Source organism: Anaerococcus sp. Marseille-P3625 (genome assembly GCF_900232825.1).
Lineage (GTDB): Bacteria > Bacillota > Clostridia > Tissierellales > Peptoniphilaceae > Anaerococcus.
In genome coordinates, this window is sequence record NZ_OCTP01000009.1 from 55,943 (window position 1) to 75,094 (window position 19,152).

Below are 19,152 nucleotides of genomic sequence, written 5' to 3' on the forward strand. Positions count from 1 at the left end.
TCATTGCTTAGCTAAGCTTTGGCATAGTAAGCGGAAAACATCGATAGATGTTTGGAGTCGAAAGATCTCAAAGTAATTCCCTAATCTTTTATTTCCTTTCTCTTATCTTCCAAGTCTTTTATAAGGTTTGGGAAGGCTTTTAGGAGTCTTCTTTCTCCGTATTTGTCGAAAATTTCTCTAATCTCAAGTTTTTTCTCATCTATTTCTTTTTTGCCTTCTGTTAATTTTTCTGCTTTTTCTATGCTTCTTTCGGCTATTTTTTCTCCAAGTTCGTCTGTAAATTCGCCAATTTTTTCGGAAGATTTTTCTATTTGGGCAAATTTCTTGTTGATTCCAAGGATAGAATTTACTGCGGCGAATGTGTCGATGACAAAGGCAATTCCAATTATTACATTTGTTATTATTAAGAAATTCTCCGGGATCTTTCCTACTAATTGGCTGATGCTTGGATGGATCGCATCGTAGAAGATAAAGCCAACTGCCGCAAACATCAAGGAATATTCTAGGCAAATATAGCCTAAGAGGTTAAAGTTCCTGTCAGAATAATCCCGCCATTTTTTGCCAAATAATTTTTCTAGGATAAAACCTGTGATAAATTCAACTGTGCTTGCCACAAACATACTTATGAAAAATAGGGCGATCTTGTTATTTATCTTGAAAAAATCAAGGCTTATGATTATAAGGATTGCTGCAAGTCCATACATGGGACACCAAGGCCCGTTTAAAACTCCACAGTTGATATATTTTTTGTTTTTTATACCGTTAAAGGCAACTTCTAAGAGCCAGCCTGCCATGGCGTAGATTAGAAAATAAACTGGATAAATTTTAAGCATTTTTTCTCCTTTTGTAAATCTTATTAGTATTATCATCTATTTGCTAAAAATTTTCAAAATAAAAACACTCTTTTTAGAGTGCTTATCATTTTATTTGATTGCTTCGACAACCTTGATGGTTTCTTCCTTATCCAAGGTGCTTCTTGCGAAAATTTTGTAAGTTCCTTTGTCTAAAACTATATATCTAAAGGCTCCATCATCCCAAAATTGAGCTTTTTGATCGGCTATGTCTATTTCTTCTGTTTTGTCAGCTACTTTTACAAATTCCTTGAATGTTTTATCGTTATCGCAAAGTTGGAGGGTTATTTTTTTTGCTGGGCTTTTCTCATCAACATATTCAACCGTTCTTAGGTCTTTTTTGTTGTCAGAAAAGTTTTCTACAAAGCCTTCTGGCAAGTAAGAAAATTCTTTTTGGTAGATTTCAGATTTTTTTTCTTGGTTTGGAACTGCTCCACCACAGCAATCTCCAGCTGGCATAGAATCCTTATTTTCTTCTTTTGCTTCATCCTTATTTTCTTCTTCTTTTTTGCCATCTTCGCTTACAGTTGCTTGTTTTTCTTCGCTTGTATTTTTGCTAGAGCAAGCTGCTTGTGGTAAAAGTAAGGCAAAAACAAGTGATATTAATAAAAATTTTTTGTTTTTCATATTTCTCCCCTTTTTTTGTGTAATACAGACTAATTATACTATCTAATAAAAATATGCAAAGTTAAAAGAAAAAATTTATTTTAAAATTAATTGACCAAAAGAATCTGATTAAAATCCTTGTGGGGCTTATTTATTGAAATTTTAAGCTTTTGGCAAGTTTTATCAAAGCTTTGGTTTTTGACACAATTTGATAATTATTGTATAATTATTGTAACTATTAATAGGTATTTTGCCTAGAATTACGAAATACCGGGAGAGAGTTTATGAATAAGAAAAAAGTTTACACAAGTGTTTTAGCTATTGCTTTATCTTTTGGTACTATTGCACCAGCAAGTAGGAATTTTACCGGAATTTCTTATGCTAGCGAAATTACACAAAAAGAAGAAAAAACTAGCGAAGATTTACAAAAATTAGTTGATGAGTTTGAAAATATTAAAAATGGTCAAGCTTACAAAAATTCAACTACAACAGAAAAAGAAGCCTATGAAAAAGCTATAAAAGAAGCTAAGGAAAATACAAAAACCGACCAAGAAACTATAAATGCTTTGTTTGAAAAAATCCAAACAGCTAAGATGGGTCTTGGAAAAAGCTTTAATGAAAGTTTGGAATCCAGAGAAGCTCTTTCAATAAGCCTTGCTATGGCTGACAAATTAGCCAAAGAAACTCTAGATGAAACCAGCAAAAACGCTTTGACAGAAAAGATAAATTCTGCAAAAAGCATTTTGGAAGATGTTGAAAAAACAACAGAAGAAATTGATACTGCTAATAGCGATCTTAGCAAAACAATAAGCTTAATTATCGATGAAAAAGCATTAGATACTGATAAATTAGCTCTTAAAGAAGATGAGCTAGAAAATATCAGCAAATCTGACGCTCAAGCTTATGCTAGCGTCCACAACAAGCTTTTGAACTTGCAAAAAGAAGCCTACAATTTCTATAAGGAAAACAAGCTTCAAAGCCCAGAAAATGCAAGCATCAAAGATATAAATATAGTTAAACCTTTATCAGATGCTATAAATAAAGTGGCAAATGTTTTAGGCTCTGCAAATGTTTCTAGCAAAGATTTGACAGATAATTACAATGAACTTTTGGCTGCTTATAATAAGGCACTTGAAAGCTTAGATAGCAAAAACACCGAGCTTAATAGACTTACAAAAGAATTAGAGAATTTAGTAAATGAAAATCCAAGTGATCTTACAAATGCTAATAAGATCGCCCAAAATACTTACAAGAGCGCTCTTGCTAATGGCAAAAATGTTCTAAATAATACAAACAAAGATTTAGAAAAAATTCAAAAAGCTATAAATTCTATAAAAGTTGCAAGACTTTCTGTTAAACCACCACAGACAAAAACTGCAGGATCTGAAAAATCTACAAGTGAAGATCAAAAGCTTAAAAAGGCAAAAGATGAACTTAAAGCCCTTATAGACGAAAATAATAAAGTAAAAGAATCTGATGCATACAAGAACGCTAAAAAAGATGCACAAGAACTTTATGATAAGACCATTAGCGATGCTAAGAATAAACTTATAAAAGAAGGCGTAACATCATCAGAAATTGACCAAGCAAAGGCTTTGATAAATGATGCATTAAAAAATATCGGCTATAATCAATCAGTTGAAGTAAAGACAGACGTTGAAAAATTAATCGAAGACTTAAATAAGCTTGTAAATGAAAATAAGGAACTTACAGAGAAAGTTTCTTACAAAAACGCAAGTGAAGATAAGAAAAAAGCCTATGACGATGCAATTTCCAAAGCTAAGGAAATCCTAGCAACTTATGCAAATGATAAGAGCAAAGTTAGCAAAGAAGACCTTGAAAAGGCGATTGCTGATGTAAATAAAGCTAAAGGTGGAATTTTCTTGGTTGAAGGTTCATCTTATAAGGATAAGCTAAATGATTTAATCAATAGAGATGGCGAACTTAGAAATTCTGAAAAATATAAGGCAAAAAGTGCAGATCAAAATTCAAAAGAAATTATTGGTAAATACGAAAAGTTAATTCAAAAAGCCAAGGAAGATTTAAAAGGAAATAAAGAAGAATCTTATAAAGAAGATTATGAAAAATTAAGCGAATATATAAAATTCATCAATGATGAGATGAACGATAAAGAACTTGCCCTTAGAGGAAGTGTAATATCATTTAAAGCATTAAAAGCAAGAAAAGAATACGAAAACTTCAAAAACTCTACTGAAAAAGACAAAAAAGAATTGATAGCATATTTTGACGAACTTTTAGCAAAAGCTGAAGAAATGCTAAAAAGCAAATCAAAAGATTATGCTGCTATGAAACTTCTAAGCCAAAAGCTCGACAATGCAATAATAACTATCAACAATCCTAATGAAGAAAATATACTTAAATTTAAGATTACAATGAAAATGGAAAATGTGGAAAAATTATATCAAAGCAAAGCTTTCCAAAATACTCCACAAATTGCAAGAGATAGACTTAAAAAAGCTGTAGATCGTGTAAGAAATATAAACACTGAAACTAAAAAAGATGAGTTAGAATCAATTTTAAGCGATCTTGAAGCAGCTCTTAATGTTAAAGAATTCCAAGAAATCATAAATAACAAAAATCCAGAAGAAGAAAAGCCAAGCACAACTGTTTCTGATAAGGAAATAATCGAAAAGTTGATAGCTGAAGATTTGGATCTAAAAGCTAGCAAAAAATATCAAAAAGCTCAAAAGAGCCTAAGAGAAGCTTATGACAAGGCTTTGGCAGATGCAAAAAAACTTATAGAACAAAAAGATAGCAAAGACGAAGACCTCAAAAAAGCTAAAGATGGATTACTAGAAGCCAAAGAAAAATTAGATGGCGACAAGTTCGATAAACGCTTAGAAGCTTTAGTTAAAAATTACAATGACAATGCATCAAAGATTACAGATTTAAAACTTAAAGCTAGTATAAAAGAAAAAATCGAAAGCCTAATCAAATCTGACAAAACAATGGATGATTTAATTGAAGTCGAAAAAGAATTGACGAATGCAATTCCAAAAGCTGGAGCAAATGCAACAGTAAGAACAACTACACCAATTACAACTACAACTCCAATTACAACAACAAGAAAAATACCTAATACAATAAATCCAGGATCAATAGTAAGAACGGGTATAGAATCATTAGGACCAATATTAGGAGTTCTAGCAGTAGCTTTGGGCGGATATTTCTTATTAAGCAAAAAAGACAAAAATAAGAAAAAATAAAAAATAAAAAGGAGAAAATTATGAAAACAAAGAAAATTTTACTTGCAGCTCTTATTGCATGCTTTACACTTACAGGTTGTGATAAGCTAATGAGCAATGGAAAAGACAATGAAGTGCCAAAAGAAGAAGCACCTGTAACAGAAAATGCAACAGATGATAAAAATGCAGAAAATAAAGACGAAAATCAAAAAGATGAAAATTCTGAAGAAAAAACAGAAAATAATGATTCCCAAACTGCAGATACAGAAAATACAGATGAAAAAGCAGGAGAAAATGCAAACTCTGATGCTGACCCAAAAGCTAGCCTTGAACAAGCAATTTTTGACAACAGAACAAAAGCTCGCGCAATAGAATTATTGTTAGATATGGCTCCAGAACAAGTTGCAAATATCAAACCACAACTTGAAGAAATGCTTGATAATTCAAATAGCCTACTAGAAGAAGCTCAAAAAGCCTTAGACGAATTGAATAGCCAACAATAAAATTAGATCCTTTTTAGGATCTAATTTATAAATTAATTGTAAAAACTTCAAAAAAACGTTTAATGATTATGAAATCGGGTACATAATTAGTACAAGATTGTAATAATATTGTAAGGAGTTTTATATGCGAAAGAAAAAACTTATAAAAATTTGTGCTATGGCAATTTGCTTGGCAAGTCTAGGGGCAAGTGTATCCTACGCAACAGAATCTGATGCTAGAAATCTTATCAATAAAATCTACGATAATATGGATCAGATGGATATATTGACAGGAAATACTCCAACTCCAAGAGAAAGATTAGAAGTTCCTAATGGTGGAGAAACAACCACCACAACTACAGAATCTGTAGTTCATGGCAAAAATGAAGAAAAAGCTGAAGAAAAGGATTATGTAAAAAATCTAAGAGAATCATTAAGGAAAAATGATGTAATAGTAAAAGCCTTAGAAGAAATTTTAAACAAATACCCAAAAACTATCAGAGGCAAAGAAGAAAAATTAGTAAAATTACTTGTTAAATCTGATAAATTGAGAAAAGATGCAGCTGAATTTTTGAAAATCCTAACAGGCGAAGAAGTTACAATTTCAAAAGTAAATATCCAGGAAAAATACCAAGATTTATTAAAAAAATAATTAAGTAAATTAAAATTATTGTAAAAAAAAAGGAGAAATTTATGAAAAACAAAAAATATTTAAAAGCAGGATTAGTTTTGGCACTTGGAGTATCTTTTTTACTACCAGCAAACAAAATATCTTACGCAAGCTCAACAACTACTGATACAACTATAGTAGTTACACCATTAGAAGCTAGCAAAGCAAAATATAAAAAAGCTTATGACACTGCAAAAAGTAAATATGAAGAGCTAAAAAAAGTTAAAGAATCAGTACTTTATATCAATGCTACAAAAGAAAGTGCAAAATATGATTTTTCAGTTCTTGTTAATAATTTAATTAAAACACTAAGTGATTATAGTCCTGAAAAAGTAAAAGATTATACAAAAGATAGCGAATATGAAACAGCTATAGAAAAATTAACTGATGCATTAAAATATGCTGAAGAAAAAAAGGCAGCTTTAGATGGTAAAGCAGTAGAAAACTCTGAATTATTTGACCTATATTACAAGGATAAAGAATTCAAAGATACTTACTACAAAAAAGCAACAAAAGCTCAAAAAGAAGCTTATGATAAGGCAAAAACAGATGCTTACAAGGTCCTATTAAAAGGTGACAATGTTAGCGCGAAAGAATACAATGATGCCCTAAAAGCTTTAAAAGATGCTAGAAATGACATTATAAACTCATCCGATAAGGAAAAAGTATTTGAAAATCTTAAAAAAGAAATAGCTGAAGCAGAAAAATTAGATAAATCTTTGTACACAGAAAAATCTTACAATGTATTTAAGAAAGCTTTAATAGCAGCAAAAACAACAGCTGAATCTGCAAATTCAACTCTAGATCAATACAAAACAAGCCTTGAAGCTTTACAAGAAGCTAAAAAATCATTAGTAAAAGTTGATACTAAAGAAGAAAAAGAATTAGCAAAACTAATAGAAGAATTAAAAGCTGCTAAAAAATCTAACGAAACAAAAGTTTCTGCTGCACAATGGTTATTAGAAAACACACCAGATACAGTTAAAAAAGTTAAGGGCAAATTAGAAAAACTAATCAAAGATTCTAAAGCTATAATCAAAGAAGTAGACCAATACTTAGCTGAACATGGCAAAACTAGAGGATAAGAAGTAGCTAAAAACTTTTTATTTCCTATTAGAGGGAGTTTTTAACAATGAAAATTAAAAATAAGTTGTTAGTTTCAATCTTTGCGATAAGCTTTTTTGCAATGAGCTTTAACATGGAAAATAACAAAGCCCTTGCAACAAGCATCGATGAAAATGTAAATACCCCAGAAAATCAACAAGAACAATTGCAAAAAGCAGTTGATGATACAATAAAAGTTGTAAATTCAGAAGTTTATTATACTTACACAAGCCAAGAGCTAAAAAGTGAGTATGAAAAAGCCATAGCAAATGCAAAACTTGTTTTGGCAAAAAAAGATGCAAGTTATGACGAACTTAGAGATGCAACAGCTATGGTAAATAAGGCTAAAAAAGATATCAAAGATGCCATGATAAAAATTGCTGAAAAAATAAATACCAAAAATCAGTTGGAAAAAGCTTTGAATGATAACAAAATAAAGGCTAATATGGCAAGAGATTTACTAACAAATTATCCAAAAACAGTTGCAAAAGTAAAAGGCAAACTTCAAAATATACTAAAAAGTTCAGAAGCTCTTGTAAAAGAAGCTGAAAGCCTATTAAAGCAATTAAATATTTAAGGAGCAACAATGATAAAAACTAAAAAAGTAGCAGCTATTGGATTAGCATTAGTCTTTTCCCTAACAGGACTTGCTGGTGGAAAATCTTATTCAAATGTAAGTTTTGCACAAGGCGAAAAAACATCTTACAAAGATCTTTTGTTAGGATATATCAAAGAAGATGCTAATTATAAAGAAAGTGAAGATTACAAAGATTCAAACGATGCCCTAAAGCTAGTTTATGTTTTGGCAATGGATACTGCTAAAACTTTAGTAGAAGATCAAAATTCAACAGAAGAACAATTTAAAGAAATTTATGAGCAAATACGCAAGGCAAAAAGCGAAATTGCTGATAAAACAAATCCAATTATGGAAAAAGCAAAATATAGGGTAGGACTAGAAATTCAAATTTATGAAGCAAAAAATGCCCTAGAAACAATTGGTAGATATGACTATAACAAGAAATACTACGATGATCTAAAGCTTGAATATAATTATGCCAAAAAACTTGTAGACGATGACAAAACAAGCAACTACGAATTTTTGAAGGAAGCTAAAGATCTTAAAAATGCAAAAGATACATTCATAAAAGAAAACAATAGAAAAGCTTATATCATAAGACTTGAAGATGCTATAGCTGTAAATCAAAAACAAGCTGCAGCAGCCAAGGATTTGCTAACAAACTATCCAAAAACTGTAAGCAAGGTTAAAGATAAACTAGAAAAAATCTTAAAAGATTCTCAACAACTAATAGAAGAATCTCAAAAACTATTAAAAGAGCTAAAAAAATAATTAGATTATAAAGATTAAACACCCCTGGGGTGTTTTTTCTTATCCCTATCTTTATAAAAATCTTAAAAATCGTATAGTTTAAGTAAATACAAATTTAAAGAGGTTATAAGTGAAAAGAAAAATTCTTGCAATAATTTTTGCTCTGGCTTTAATAATGCCAGCAAATTTAGGCGAAAAAAATATGGCTTATGCCATTTCAAATAAAGAATTAGCAGATAATTTAGATCCGAGCAAACTTGAAGCAAAAGTTGCTGCGGCAAGGTATTTGCTTGAAAATTACCCTAATACAGTCAGGGGAAGCATAAAAGAAAAGCTTAAAGTTCTTCTAAAAAAATCTCAAGAAACCTTAAATGAAGTTTACGCTTTCAAAAGAAAATACGGCAGCGAAGATACTCTAGCAATAAGGGTAAAAAATCAAATAAGAGAAAATTTAAGATTAAGAAAGACAGATTTTACAGTAAATATCAATTCCTATGCAGATAACGACCAAATTTCCCAATATTTCTTAGAAACTTGCAAGGAAAATCCGTATTTTTTCTATAGCATTTACGAAAAAGCCAATGTTTCTAGCAAATATAATTCAGAAATGTCAAATGGAAGTAAAATCTATATGGACTCTGCAAGATTTATAGTTACTTACAGAGAAAATCAAGAGATTGAGAAAAAAGTTGAAGAATTTGCCAATAATTGGGTACAAAATAATATCAGTTCCTCTGATTCCGACTTTGATAAAGCTTTAAAAATCCACGATTTTATTGTAATGCAAAATCAATATAACCTAGGAGATAGCAAAAAGAGAAGTGGTGGATATTCTATTTACAATCCATCAAGCATTATCTTTGGCAATGGTGGTGTTTGCAATGCCTATGCAACCTTGTTTGACAAATTAGCATCTCTTTCAGGTCTTGAAGTAAGATATGCAACTGGAATATCTAAAAAAAATTCAGAGTCACATATTTGGAACATGGTAAAAATTAACGGAAATTGGATGAATGTCGATACAACTTGGGATGATCCAACTTTAAAATTTGACGATGGTTATGTGACGAATCTCGATGATTTTGTGATTTATGATTATTTTCTAAAAAGCGATGAACAAATGAGATACAGTAGAATCATAGATGAAGATAAAAATAGACCTTTGGGACTTACAACAATAGATACAGGTCTAAAAAATTCAACGATCAAGAAAATTGGCGATACTTATATGGTTGTAAAATAGAATTTTCTACAATTAAAAAATAGTGGCGAAAGATTGCCACTATTTTTTGCTTATAATATTAAGATATGGTGGGGTATTTTTTTGATTTGGATAAGAAAGTTTTAGGACTGTAAAAAGTTTTTGATCCAAATTTCCAAGGTAGGCGTCAAGGGCATCTGCTTCTAATTTTCCTTCTTTATGGCCTGGATAAACACTTATAAAAATTTTCCCGTCCTTGTTTAATAGGTCTAAAAGTTTTTTTAGACTATTTATGGTGGAAGTTTTCTTGGTGGTAATATTTTTGTCGGCTTTTGGCAAATAACCTAGATTATAAATAGCTAAATCAATTTTTTCTTTAACATATTTATCGATATTTTCGTGACTATCTAAAATAAAGGTAAAATTTTCTCTATTTCCTATAAGTTTTTGTGTATTTTCCTTAGCTTTAGCTTGGATATCAAAGGCATAAAGTTTAGTAGCTTTTAGCTCATCAAGGATAAATTTGCTATCATAACCGTTGCCAGCAGTCATATCCACCGCTACATTTATCTTTTTTTCATTTTTTAAAATTTCTTTGGCAAGTTCTGTAATTTTTTCTATCATTAGTAATTGTAATAATCTTCCTCGATGTTGCCGTCAATTTGTGCAAAAAACTTTGGGTCAGCTTCATTTTGTCTTATTGGCATACCCATCCTATGCATTTCGTTTAATTTAAAAATCATAAGATTTGCATTTACCTCGTATAAACTTGCCAATTGATTGTAGGTATAACCTAATTTTAAATCTTCTAGTAAAGTTTCTTCGTTTATTAACAGGTGGGCAGCAAAAATATTGGCCTCAATTTCCATATCTGTTCTTATGTCAAAGAGTTCATATTCTGCCATTTGATAAGAAAGTTCGTCTTTGTGGTAAATATCATGACCAAGTTCGTGGGCTAGAACCATATTAAGAAGTGGATCAGATAAATGAGGGTTATAAAATACAAAACGGTTTTTCTTGATAATTTTATACATGCCCAAAACTTTTGTTGGACTTTTAAAGGGGATAAGAAACACACCTTTTGCTTCTAAAATTTCCCTAGGGTCTCTGGTCTTGTATTTTTTTATGATCTTTTTTGTATCGAGGAAAATTTGATCGTATAAAACTGACATCTATTTCCTCTTTTTTGATCCGTATTTTTTATTTTCATTTTTGGCTATATAATAAGCCTCGCTTATAGCATCAAGGATTGCTTTTTTATCTTTTTCTGGCAATTCTCCACCTGCCATTAGTCCAATTACACCATTTACAAGCTCTTTGGCATCTCTTGCGCCCTTTGCTCCATAACGTTCATAGGCTCTTAAAATAAAATCATCCTCATCTGTTACCAAATAATCGTGACTTGTATCCAAAGCTTCTGCCAAAGCATCGTAAGTTTTTCTATACCTAGGTTTGCTTTGACCTGATTCATATCTTGAAATTGTCTTTAAAGAAACATTGCAATATTTTGCAAGCTCTTCTTGGGTCATATTTTTAGCTTCTCTTAAATCTCTAAGTTTTTCTGCAAATGCCATCATATCTCCTTGTAATTAATATTATAGTCTTCTATTGTCTATATTATACATTAAAAGTCAAATCCTAACAAGAAAATAGAGCGAAAAACAAAACTATTAATAAAATTAATTAAAAATTTTATCGTCGTTGTCGGAATCATCAGTAGAAAGAGCTCTAATATCTAGGGTTTTCCCTAAATCTTTTAATTCTTTAAAGCAAGCGATATCGTCATCGTCTACGTATACTGTTTCATTTACTTTTTTCTTGTAGTATTTTCTACTCATATTACCAACATTTACCATATCAATATCAAGTCCATTTTCTATTAGGGAAAGGGCATCTTTTGGATTTTCTACAAGAACTAAAGCCTCAGTATCATCTTCTAAATCACCTAATTCCTTAATTGCTTTTTCAACTGTTAAAAAATAAATTTTAGTATTAAGTGGTGTTACAATTTCCATAAGCTTTTGGGAATTTTCATCCATAAAAGTTCTGTCGTTAACTACAACGATAATGTCAGCTCCAACTTCTTTAAGCCAACTTTTTCCTATTTGACCATGCATTAGTCTATCATCAATTCTTAGTAAAACTGTCTTTGCCATAATATATCCTTTCTTATATATAGTTATTTTGAAATGACTTTACCAGATATTTATCTTACTGCCATATTTTAGATAAAAAAATTCATCTTTAAGCAAATTTAATAGAAAAATTCTTATAATATAAAAAATATGATTTATTATATTGCTTACTCTACAAATTTTCTTAGGCAATAAGAAAAATATAAATCATATACTTATAAAGGAGAAATATATATGAAAAATAAAAACAAAAAATTAGCAAGCGTACTATTAATGGCAATGGGATTTAATATGATTATGCCAAGCCTAAACTCAAAAGCTGATACAAAACTCGAAAGTCCGATAGAAGAAAAACAAAGCATCAAAGTAAAAAATTCAACCATAGAAACATTGGAAAAAGAATTAGATAAAGCAAAAATATATCTAATAAAAGCTAAAAATGATTTAAAAAATAAAGAAGCTGAGAAAAATCTCATTGATAAACAATACAAAAAGTTAGCTGAAGAATATGAAAAAGCAAAAAGCCAAAGCGAAATTGCTAGAAAAAAACTAGAAGAATTAAGCAAAAATGAAATAGAAGCTAAAGCTAATTTAGATAAATTTATAAAAGAAAAAGAAAATCAAGAAGAAAGTTCAAAAAAACTAGATCAAGCTATTAAAGACCTAGAAATAGCCAAAAAAGATAAAGAAAAAGTGGATAAGGAATTAGAAAATGCACAAAATGATAAAAATGCTCAAGAAGAAAAATTTAACAAAGCAAAAAAAGCTCTAAGCGAAGCCAAAGAAATTGAGCAAAAAGAAAAAGATCTTTTAGAAAAAATAAATAATGATCCCAAAATCAAAGAAAACAAAGATAAAAAAGACAAAACTAGCAAAGATTTAGAAAAAGCTAAAGATTTAGATAAAAATTATCTAGAAGCTAGCAAAGAAGATTTAACAGACGTTCGCCTGAAGATAAAAGAATCTCAAGAAATTCTTAGTAATTCAAGAAATAATCTCGACCAAAGCAAGGATCAAATAAAGGATCTTTATGGTAATATAAAAGAGTTTGAAGCAAACAATAAAAACTTAGGAGAACTTAATAAAGAAAAAGAACAAGCAGAAAAGGAATTAGCGAATCTTCAAAAAGACACAGAAGAATACAAAGAAAAAGAAAATCAAATTGAACAAATAAAACAAAAAATTGCAAATATAGATGAAATAAAAGACCAAGTAAATGAAAAGTATAAAAATCTATACGAAAAAGCTGAAACTGATTTTGGGAAAGTTAAAGATTACAGCAATGGATTCGATAAGTTAATTAATTCTATAATAGAACAAAGTGAAAAACAAGCAAAAAACAATCTAATAGATAATATCAAAAAAGGCGAGATAAAATCTTCAAATATTGATGAGAAAATAAGCGAAGCTAAAGCAAAAGCAGATGCTGTAAAAATGCAAAAAAGTGCAGCTGAAAATAATTATATGAAAGCTAAGGAAAAATTTGCCAAAGCTTGGGATGATTTGACAATAGCAAGCCAAGGACTAAAAAATAGCAAAGCAAAACTATATGACAAGAATTTTATTGACTCAGAAGAAGAAATCAACAAAGAAATTAAAGAAAATGAAGAAAAATTCAACGAAGCTATAAAAACTTTAAAAGAATTATCAACTGACTTGGTAAATAAAGAAGAAACACTAAAACTAGTTTTAGGAGAAGAAGAAAGACTTGGCGCCTATGCCAAAGCAATAGAAGGCTCAAAGTCCATGATAGAAACTCTTGAAAAAAATAGAAACAAAATTGAAGAATTAAGTAAAATTTTAGAGCAAATTGACCAAGAAAATAAAAAAGTACAAGAACAAATTGATGTTGCTAAGGCAAAACTTTTAGAAAAACAAAAAGAAGTAGAAAAACAAATTGAAACATCAAAAAAAGCAGAAAAAGAATTAGAAGAAGCTAAAGAGAATTTGAAAAAGGCAGAAAGCAAAAAAAACGAAACAGATAAAAAGATTAAAGATTTAGAAGAAACAATAAAAAAACTAGAAAAATCATCAGAAGATAAAAATATCGACCAAAAAATAAAAACAGCCAAAGAAAAGTTAGAGAAGATACAAAAAGAAAAAGAAATTTTGAATAAAGATTATGAAAAAGCTAAAAACAGAGAAAAAGAATTAAAGAAAAAGCTAGATGACGAAAATCATAAAAAATTAGAAGCTCAAAAAGAATTAGATAATGCCAAAAAAGAAGTGGAAAAAGCTCAAAACTACCTAAATTATAAAGAAAGTCAATTGTCAAATGCTAAAAATTCTACAGATAAAATTTTTGTAAAAAAAGGCTATAAATTCATCAAAGAAGGTAATTACCAAAGGCAAAGTCTTGCCAATAATCTAAATTCTATCAAAAATTCATTAAGATTAAACCAAATAAAAGTTGAAGCTTGTAAATTCTTATTAGAAAATACACCAAAGACTGTAAAAAATGTTAAAGGCAAGTTAGAAAAACTATTAAAAGTATCAAGTGATTTACAAAAACAAGCACAAGAAGCAATTAAGGAATATGAGGAAGTTCTTTCTAAATAATTAATAAATTCTGTTAATGCTAGTAAAATTTTATTCATATAAATAGTAAGCAAATAATATTTGCAAAAATTATTCGATGTGGTAAATTAAAAATATATTATAACTGTGATGGGGCAGTAAGTATTAGGAAAATTTACAGAGAAAAGATGTTAGCTGAGAATTCTTGATGAAACTTTTACCCAAAACCACCCCGGAGTTTTTTAAGAAATTAAAACGAGTTTGTCGCGTTAAGACGTAAATGAGTAAAAAATTAGGTGGAACCACGGATAATCCCGTCCTTATATCGGAAACGATAGAGGGCGGTTTTTTATTTGTAAAAAAAAGGAGAGCATATGATAAAAATAAAATTACCTGACGAATCAATAAGAGAATATGAAGAAGGAATAAGTGTAGGAGAAGTTACAAAAGATATTTCCGAAGGTCTTTATAGATCAGCACTTGGAGCTGTTGTCAATGGAGAAACCAAGGGATATTTAGAGCCTATCAATGAAGATAGCGATTTTAGAGTTGTAAAATTTGACGATATTGAAGGAAAGAAAATTTTCTGGCATACAACAAGCCATTTAATGGCATCAGCTATCAAAGAATTGTGGAATGATACAAAATTTGCCATAGGACCAGCAATTGACGATGGATTCTACTATGATATGGAAACTGAACATAGGTTTGTTCCAGAAGATTTTGAAAAAATAGAAGCAAAAATGCTTGAGATTGCAAAAAAAGATATAAAGCTTGAAAGAGTTGAGATATCAAGAGCTGAGGCTTTAAAATATTTTAAAGAAAATGGACAAGATTATAAAATTGAGCTTATAGAAGATTTGCCAGAAGATGAAATGATAACCCTATACAAAATGGGAGATGTATTTACAGATCTTTGCCGAGGACCACATCTTGAATCTACAAAAAAAATCAAGGCAGTAAAACTTAAAACAATAGCTGGAGCTTATTGGAGAGGCGATTCTGACCGTCAAATGCTACAAAGAATTTATGGAATTTCTTTTGAAAAAGCTAAAGAATTAGAAGAATGGAAAGAATTACAAAAAGAAATTGAACGTAGAGATCATAGAAAAATTGGTCGTGAGATGGACTTATTCTCCTTCCACGAAGAAGGCCCAGGATTCCCATTTTTCCATCCAAATGGAATGATTTTAAGAAACGAACTTTTGGGTTGGTGGACAAGCGTTCTAGAAGCAAATGGCTATGGAGAAATCAAAACTCCACTAATATTAAATGAAGCTTTGTGGCATAGATCAGGTCACTGGGATCACTACAAAGAAAATATGTACTTTACAAAAATTGATGGCGAAGATTATGCAATAAAACCAATGAATTGCCCAGGTTCAGTTTTAACTTATGCCTACAACCAACATTCTTATAGAGATCTTCCAATAAGACTTGCAGAATATGGCCAAGTTCACAGACACGAACTTTCTGGAACCTTACATGGACTTTTCAGAGTAAGAACTTTTACCCAAGATGATGCTCACGTTTATTGCTTGCCAAGCCAAATCAAAGATGAAGTTTATAAAATGATCGACCTTGCTGATCTTTTGTATTCTACATTTGGCTTTAAATATACTTTGGAATTATCAACAAGACCTGACGATTATATGGGCGAGCTAAAGGATTGGGATTTTGCTGAAGAACAACTTAAAGCTGCCCTTGAAGAACGTGGAATTGATTACGAACTAAATCCTGGTGATGGAGCTTTCTATGGACCAAAAATAGATTTCCACCTACTAGATGCTGCCAAAAGAGAATGGCAATGTGGAACAATCCAATTAGACTTCCAATTACCACAAAACTTTGACCTAACATACATTGACGAAGATGGCGAAAAGAAAAGACCAGTAATGCTTCACAGAGCTTTACTTGGATCAATCGAAAGATTTATAGGAGTTTTGACAGAACATTTTGCTGGAAGATTCCCACTATGGCTAAATCCAGAACAAGTAGTAATAATTCCAGTAAGTGATAAGTTCCTAGAAACTGCAGAAAATTTGGCAAAGAAAATTAAAGAAAATAACTTTAGAGTAAAGGTAGATGAGAGAAGCGAGGGAGTAGGCTACAAAATCCGTCAAGCACAACTAATGCGTGCAAACTATATGCTAGTAGTTGGAGAAAAAGAAGAAAGCTCAAAACTACTTACAGTAAGAAATAGAGATGGAGAAGAAACAAAAGATGTTTCACTAGAAGAATTCCTAGAAAAAATCAAAGAAGAAAAAGATAGCAAATCAGTAAAATCTATATTCTAAGGAAAAATAAAAGACTAGTTATATGAATTTTTAGAAAAAAGAAATTTTCGAGAAAAAAGCTCTATAGCTGGTCTTTTTTCTTGACAAAATCTCCTAATTTGGATATCATTATCCTTTGTAAATAAGATTAACTACAAAAGGAGTATCTATGGCAGAAGTTAATATAAAAGAAAATAAAATGGGGACCATGCCAGTTGGTAAACTATTATTTGAAATGTCCATACCAATGGTAATATCAATGCTTGTCCAATCCATATATAATATCGTAGATTCAATATTTGTAGCAAGAATCTCAGAAGAAGCCTTGACAGCCGTATCCTTGGCATTTCCAGTCCAAAGTATCATAATAGCCTTTGGAGTAGGAATTGGAGTTGGTTCATCAGCGCTTTTAAGTAGATTTTTGGGAGAAAAATCTTTTGAAAAAGTAAGATCGGTTGCCCTTCACGGAATTTTACTTTGCCTATTAACATATATAGGTTTTGCACTTTTTGGCATATTTTTTACCGATACTTATGCAAACGCTCAAGGGCAAAAAGCCATTGTAACAGCCTACACCAAGGATTATTTATCTATTGTAACCATATTTAGTGTAGGATTATTTTTCCAAATCTTAGCAGAAAAACTCTTACAAGCAACATCACTAACCAACTTCACCATGATTACGCAAATCTCAGGAGCTGTCATAAATCTAATCCTAGATCCGATTTTTATCTTTGGATTATTTGGATTTCCAAGACTTGAAGTAAAGGGAGCAGCAATAGCAACTGTACTTGGTCAAGTAGGTGGAGCTTTGATAGGACTTTATTTTAACAAGACAAAAAATAAGGAAATAAACTTTAACTCAGACAAATTCAAATTCCATTCAGACATAATGAAACAAATTTTTTGGATAGGCTTGCCATCAATTGTAATGAGTACCATGGGATCAATAATAGTCTTTATCCTAAATATAATCCTAAAAACATTTGGCCAATCAGCCATAGCAGCCTATGGAGTAATGTTTAAATTCCAATCCTTTGCCTTTTTGCCAGTAATAGGAATCACAAATGCACTAACAACAATTGTTTCCTACAATTATGGAGCAAGGAAAAAAGAAAGAATCAAAGAAGCCATAAAACTTTCCATGATAAGCTCCTTTGGGCTAGTATTAGTATCCATAATAATAATGTGGATATTCCCAAGAGAACTTTTGGGATTTTTCAATGCAACTGATAAAATGGTTGAAATAGGAATTCCAATGATGCGCATAGTTTCACTATCATATTTTGCAGCAATTCCATCAGTAATAGCAGCAGGAGGAGTATTTCAATCTTTGGGCAATTGGCAAATAGCCATACTCCAATCATTTTTAAGGCAATTTTTTATCCTCCTACCAATATTTTATTTCTTCACATTATCAGGCAATCTAGAACTATCCTGGTGGGCATTTTTCATAGCAGAAACCCTAAACTCAATTTTATGCTACTTTCTATTAAAAAGAGAAATAAATAATAAAATAGAAATTTTGGATTGAAAAAATCCTATAAAATGTAAATGATATCAAAAAAACAACAACCCAAAAGTGATAGACTCTTGGGTTGTTTTGTATTTATATTAATTTTATTCTTTATCTCCTGGATACATGGTTGATGCGCCTGGGAACATTTTTCCTAGTTCTTCAAATATTAAGCCTATGTCACCGATACCAGTTTCTTCTAGTCTGTCCATGGCTTTGGTGTAGGCAAGGTCTATATCATCGTTGGTCATTTGATTTACTGTTGATGGGGCAAATTCATAATAGGAAACTAAAGCTGATTTTAGGGCGTCGTAGTCTACTTGACTTGAGCCAAATCTTCTTATAGCTTGTTTTTTTGTTTTCTTAGTTGTATTTTCATTTTCTTCGGTCGTTTCTTCATTGCCTTCTTCCTTATCTTCCTGGAAGAGGATTTGAGCGGCTCTTTTTACATAGTCTTCGTAGAATAATTGGTCATCTTCCAAATAGGCTATGTTTAGGGCATCTTCTATGAATTTATCTTGGAAAGTCCAAACTTTGCCTGCATCATAGCCCCAATCAGCCATTAGTCTTCTTTCATGTTCGTATTTATTTGTTAGCTCCCCTTCTTGGCTTGCTTTTTGGTAATATTTTTTTTCTACGGAGTCTAATGGGAATTTGTAGGATAATTCAGGGTACATTTTTGATAATTGTTGGAATACAAAGTCTTTTACATCCCAATATCCAGTTGTTTTGGAAGCTTTTTTGGCTTTTGTGATAAGATCAGCTAGTTGATCGTCAGATAAATTATCAGCTAAGGTTTCAGAAAAATCACCTATTTCAACTATCATTTTTCTCCATCTATCATAATCAACTTCTTTTTCCTTCATTTCTTTATTAAGGGCATCATTTTTTTTAATATCTGTATCAGAAGACTTATCTTCTGTTTGTCCGTCGTCTAAAGCTGCTGCTATAGTTTCTTCGCTAACAGGATTTTTAGCAGTCTTTGCTTTATTGCTACAAGAGCTTAGTATTAATATTAAAGCTAGGCTTGTTATAATTTTTTTCTTATTCATAACTCCTCCTTGTATTTATTTTATTTTATCATTTTTTTTGTAAAATTAATAGTTTTTGGCGAAATTGTAATGTTTTTGCAAGAATAGCAGCAAAAAACACGAAAAAATTACAAAAATTGTAACCTTTTTGTTGCAATTCTTTTTAAATTGGTTTATAATAGTTCTTGAACTAATAAATAATTTTATCTTGTAATATTATTGTAATAAAA

Annotated in this window: 17 protein-coding genes; 10 read left to right on the forward strand and 7 right to left on the reverse strand. The window is 30.5% G+C overall.

The window, feature by feature from the left end; genetic code table 11:
- Positions 1-80: 80 nt before the first annotated feature.
- Positions 81-833 (reverse strand): hypothetical protein, encoded by a 753-nt coding sequence (locus CS884_RS00885; RefSeq protein WP_099320213.1) that lies wholly within the window; start codon positions 831-833, stop codon positions 81-83.
- Positions 834-923: 90 nt separating this feature from the next.
- Positions 924-1,478, reverse strand: coding sequence for a DUF4367 domain-containing protein (locus CS884_RS00890; protein ID WP_099320214.1), 555 nt, complete (start codon positions 1,476-1,478; stop codon positions 924-926).
- A 263-nt stretch (positions 1,479-1,741) separates the two neighbouring features.
- On the opposite strand from CS884_RS00890, the gene CS884_RS00895 reads away from it, so the two are divergent.
- The 7 genes from CS884_RS00895 (at position 1,742) to CS884_RS00925 (ending at position 9,489) form a co-directional block, all read left to right on the forward strand.
- Positions 1,742-4,684, forward strand: coding sequence for an FIVAR domain-containing protein (locus CS884_RS00895; RefSeq protein ID WP_099320215.1), 2,943 nt, complete (start codon positions 1,742-1,744; stop codon positions 4,682-4,684).
- A 20-nt stretch (positions 4,685-4,704) separates the two neighbouring features.
- On the forward strand, positions 4,705-5,166 hold the full coding sequence (locus CS884_RS00900) for a hypothetical protein (protein ID WP_099320216.1): 462 nt from the start codon (positions 4,705-4,707) through the stop codon (positions 5,164-5,166).
- A gap of 124 nt (positions 5,167-5,290) precedes the next feature.
- Positions 5,291-5,797, forward strand: a complete 507-nt coding sequence (locus tag CS884_RS00905; RefSeq protein ID WP_099320217.1) for a hypothetical protein — start codon at positions 5,291-5,293, stop codon at positions 5,795-5,797.
- Between the two features lie 41 nt (positions 5,798-5,838).
- Positions 5,839-6,900 (forward strand): hypothetical protein, encoded by a 1,062-nt coding sequence (locus CS884_RS00910; RefSeq protein WP_099320218.1) that lies wholly within the window; start codon positions 5,839-5,841, stop codon positions 6,898-6,900.
- Between the two features lie 47 nt (positions 6,901-6,947).
- Positions 6,948-7,496, forward strand: a complete 549-nt coding sequence (locus CS884_RS00915; RefSeq protein ID WP_099320219.1) for a hypothetical protein — start codon at positions 6,948-6,950, stop codon at positions 7,494-7,496.
- A 9-nt stretch (positions 7,497-7,505) separates the two neighbouring features.
- Positions 7,506-8,267, forward strand: a complete 762-nt coding sequence (locus CS884_RS00920) for a hypothetical protein (RefSeq protein WP_099320220.1) — start codon at positions 7,506-7,508, stop codon at positions 8,265-8,267.
- 109 nt (positions 8,268-8,376) lie between these two features.
- Complete coding sequence (locus tag CS884_RS00925; RefSeq protein ID WP_099320221.1) at positions 8,377-9,489, forward strand: transglutaminase domain-containing protein; 1,113 nt, start codon at positions 8,377-8,379, stop codon at positions 9,487-9,489.
- A 39-nt stretch (positions 9,490-9,528) separates the two neighbouring features.
- Here the strand turns inward: CS884_RS00925 and CS884_RS00930 are convergent, their stop codons facing one another.
- From CS884_RS00930 to CS884_RS00945, 4 genes are all read right to left on the reverse strand, one after another.
- Positions 9,529-10,071, reverse strand: a complete 543-nt coding sequence (locus CS884_RS00930) for a class I SAM-dependent methyltransferase (protein WP_099320222.1) — start codon at positions 10,069-10,071, stop codon at positions 9,529-9,531.
- Positions 10,071-10,619 carry an ImmA/IrrE family metallo-endopeptidase gene (locus tag CS884_RS00935; RefSeq protein WP_099320223.1) on the reverse strand — a complete coding sequence of 183 codons (549 nt, stop codon included), beginning with the start codon at positions 10,617-10,619 and terminating at the stop codon, positions 10,071-10,073. The genes CS884_RS00930 and CS884_RS00935 overlap by 1 nt, the downstream gene beginning before the upstream one ends.
- Complete coding sequence (locus CS884_RS00940) at positions 10,620-11,021, reverse strand: helix-turn-helix domain-containing protein (protein WP_099320224.1); 402 nt, start codon at positions 11,019-11,021, stop codon at positions 10,620-10,622.
- Between the two features lie 105 nt (positions 11,022-11,126).
- A complete protein-coding gene (locus CS884_RS00945; RefSeq protein WP_099320225.1) occupies positions 11,127-11,603 on the reverse strand; it encodes a PTS sugar transporter subunit IIB in 477 nt (158 codons plus the stop codon).
- Between the two features lie 213 nt (positions 11,604-11,816).
- Here CS884_RS00945 and CS884_RS00950 point away from each other — a divergent pair, with 213 nt between their 5' ends.
- The 3 genes from CS884_RS00950 (at position 11,817) to CS884_RS00960 (ending at position 17,909) form a co-directional block, all read left to right on the forward strand.
- On the forward strand, positions 11,817-14,141 hold the full coding sequence (locus CS884_RS00950; RefSeq protein WP_099320226.1) for a hypothetical protein: 2,325 nt from the start codon (positions 11,817-11,819) through the stop codon (positions 14,139-14,141).
- A 332-nt stretch (positions 14,142-14,473) separates the two neighbouring features.
- A complete protein-coding gene (thrS, locus tag CS884_RS00955; protein WP_099320227.1) occupies positions 14,474-16,396 on the forward strand; it encodes a threonine--tRNA ligase in 1,923 nt (640 codons plus the stop codon).
- Between the two features lie 148 nt (positions 16,397-16,544).
- Positions 16,545-17,909 carry an MATE family efflux transporter gene (locus CS884_RS00960; protein ID WP_099320228.1) on the forward strand — a complete coding sequence of 455 codons (1,365 nt, stop codon included), beginning with the start codon at positions 16,545-16,547 and terminating at the stop codon, positions 17,907-17,909.
- 86 nt (positions 17,910-17,995) lie between these two features.
- Here CS884_RS00960 and CS884_RS00965 read toward each other — a convergent pair whose 3' ends face one another.
- Entirely contained in the window at positions 17,996-18,943 is a 948-nt protein-coding gene (locus CS884_RS00965; RefSeq protein ID WP_099320229.1) for a hypothetical protein, read from the reverse strand.
- Between the last annotated feature and the right edge of the window lie 209 nt (positions 18,944-19,152).